Annotated in this window: 1 protein-coding gene; it reads right to left on the reverse strand. The window is 61.7% G+C overall.

All coding sequences use genetic code 11. The features are described from left to right. Positions 1 to 2,444: DUF2345 domain-containing protein (locus tag ACTHN9_RS19995; protein WP_440538512.1), on the reverse strand; the 2,444-nt coding region annotated here is incomplete at its 3' end. Positions 2,445 to 2,662: the final 218 nt, after the last annotated feature.

Consider the following 2,662-nt stretch of genomic DNA (forward strand, 5'->3'; position numbering starts at 1 on the left):
GCCGCCTGCCGGACAAAATCGCTCCGCATCTGAAAGAAGTGCTGTAGCCCGTCCACGGCAGCGCCCGCTTCATCGCTGAACTTGTACTGAACGTTGTAAGGGCCCTCGGATTTGTCGAACCCCTTCAGATCCGTCTTCATCTCGGCCGGCCCCGCCTTGCTCCATAAAGCAGACTTCTGCTTAATCGCATCGGGACATCCGATTTCCACATCCCCACCCCCGATCCGGATATAGCCCTGACCGCTCGTGAGCAGAATCTCTCGATCGGCCGCGATCACCACCTTCCCGTTCGAACTCGTGATCGACACGTCCCGCATCGCCGCGAGTTCCATCTCATCGCCTTGCGCCTGAATCTGCACCTTCCCCGTAGCCGCAAAAATCTTGATCCCCATTCGTTGAGCAAACAGCGATATCGCGTCGCCCACAGCAACCGTGAATCGTTTGACGATGCTGAAATCGGCGCTCTCACTCGCGGTGGCAGTAATGCTTTCCCCGCTCGATAGCTGGATGCTTTTGCGGGAGACCATGCCGATACCCTCCGGCGCCGACAGCAAAATGACGGCCTTGCGCAAATCCTCGAATGCGGTTTGAAGCTGGGCCTGCTGATCTTTGACCTGGGCCAGTTCCGCCGTCGCACGCTCCGCCATATCGCGCAGCACCTCCGCCTCGGCCAACGAGGCGCGAAGCTGCGCCTGCGCCGCCTGCATCTCGAGATGCGGCGTATCGACACCGGCCGCCGCGTCGGCGGACAAGAACAATCCCTTCGCCGCGCGCACCGTGCCCCACCCCTGGCTCGTCATCTCGAACCCTTGCCCGCGCGGTAGCTTGCGACTATTGAGCAATTGACCGAGATTGACGGCCGACTGGTCGCGTACCGTCGCGATCCGCGCGCTTTCCTTGCCCTGCAGATCGTTGAATACGATCTCGGCGCCGCACAGCGGCGATCGCCAGATCGCGTAACTGAACATGCCTTCGGCCCCATGCACGACGTCCGAATGCGCGTAATCATGCAAAGCCCCGGCGATGTGCATTAGATCGACATCGCCATGGGCCGCATCGAGCATCACCTCGGTTCCAGGCAACAAGGGAGAATGAAACCCGCCCTGGTGGGACGACGAAGGCCGCAGCAAGCGCAACTTCAACAACTGCTTGTCGGTATTGCCCGATCCCTGCAGAAACTTGGGCAGCACCGGATAGCGCCCGTGTTCGTCCATACACCCGTAGGGGGCCGTGTCGAACGTCGTGACCACGGCGACGACAGGCCCTTCCAAGAACCGCCAGTCTCGGGCATAGACAAATTTCGGCCGGTACGTCAGGTGTGCAGGCATCGCCTTGAAGCGGATATGCGCGGGCTGCGTTCGGCTGCCGCTCATCTTCATCGACGTAATCACGAAGCCGTATTCCGCGCTTGCCAGCTTCGCGTTGGTCAGCTTCATCACCACGCCGGGCGCCACGCCCTTGGCATCCGTCCTGCCCGAGAGCGTCGCTTGCCGTGCAATCTGCTCATCGCGACGCGTCTGAACGAGCGCCTCGCCCTGCGCCTGCGTCAAATGAGACTCGGTGCTGCGCGCGATCTCCCCGAAGACCGAGCGATCGTCAGGCTCGTCGGACACGCACGCCGTCGCCTTGAGCGCCTGCTCCGGCGTGCGATAGTTGCGCTCCCACAGCTCGAGCGTGCACGCCACCAGCTCGCGCCGCTCGCTCACCTCGAGCACTGCCTCGTGCCAGTCGCTGTTCAGGCCGGACCGAGCCAGCAGGGGCGCCTCGATTGAACGCACATAGGCACGCGGGTTGTTCGCGAAGACGAGCGTATCGAGTTGCCCATCACGCCCGCGGCCCTGCTTGTAGAACCAGAAGATGCCTTTGCGTTTTGCATGCCGTGCGATGAAGTGCCAAACGGACTCCTCGACCATCACGGCCTGCTCCATCTTCTGCTGCGGCCCCTCCAAGTGAAACTCGACATCGAAGGCGTCGAAGTTCTGCCGGTCGATGATCAGCCTCGTGACCATCTCCTCGAACGTGACGTCCTTAAACACGTCCGACCTGATCATGCGCTGGCACAGGGCGGCAAATCGCGGCTCGATGCGCAGCCGATACGCCGCTTCGTCGCGGCTCGTACGGATTCGCTCCCAGCGCGTGACGACGCCGTTGAACGTCGCCGCCGGGCGGTCCGCCGGTGGGACGTAATTCGCCGACGGCACCGCCGCACGCTCGTCGATCTGCAGGCCCGCTCGACGCCCCACGCACTGCTTGCCGTCGATATCGAGACGCGGCGAGGTGACGGTGACGTCGACCGTATAGTCCCGGCAGAAACCCGCCCGCACCTTGAATTCGAGCACGTCGAGATCGAGTTCGAGCCTGCCGATCCATATCTTTAAATGCTGGGTCAGCCGTGCGCTAGGGTGCTGCAGCGCACTCATAAAGTCCTTCATCGCATCGTTCATCACGCATCCCTTGTCCGGTCAAAAGGAACGACGCGGAATCGTCGCTTTGGCCAGGACGGACAAAAAGCAGCCGGCTGAAAATGGAACGGGGCATCGGACTCACTTCCCGATGCCCCGGATGCTCACCATATTTTCAAAACGACGATCTAGCGCCGTTCGCTTGCTTTTTAGGACTGAATCACGTGATTGATGTCAATCGGGACGGCTCGCCGAGGGGA

Source organism: Trinickia sp., assembly GCF_051953405.1.
GTDB lineage: Bacteria > Pseudomonadota > Gammaproteobacteria > Burkholderiales > Burkholderiaceae > Trinickia.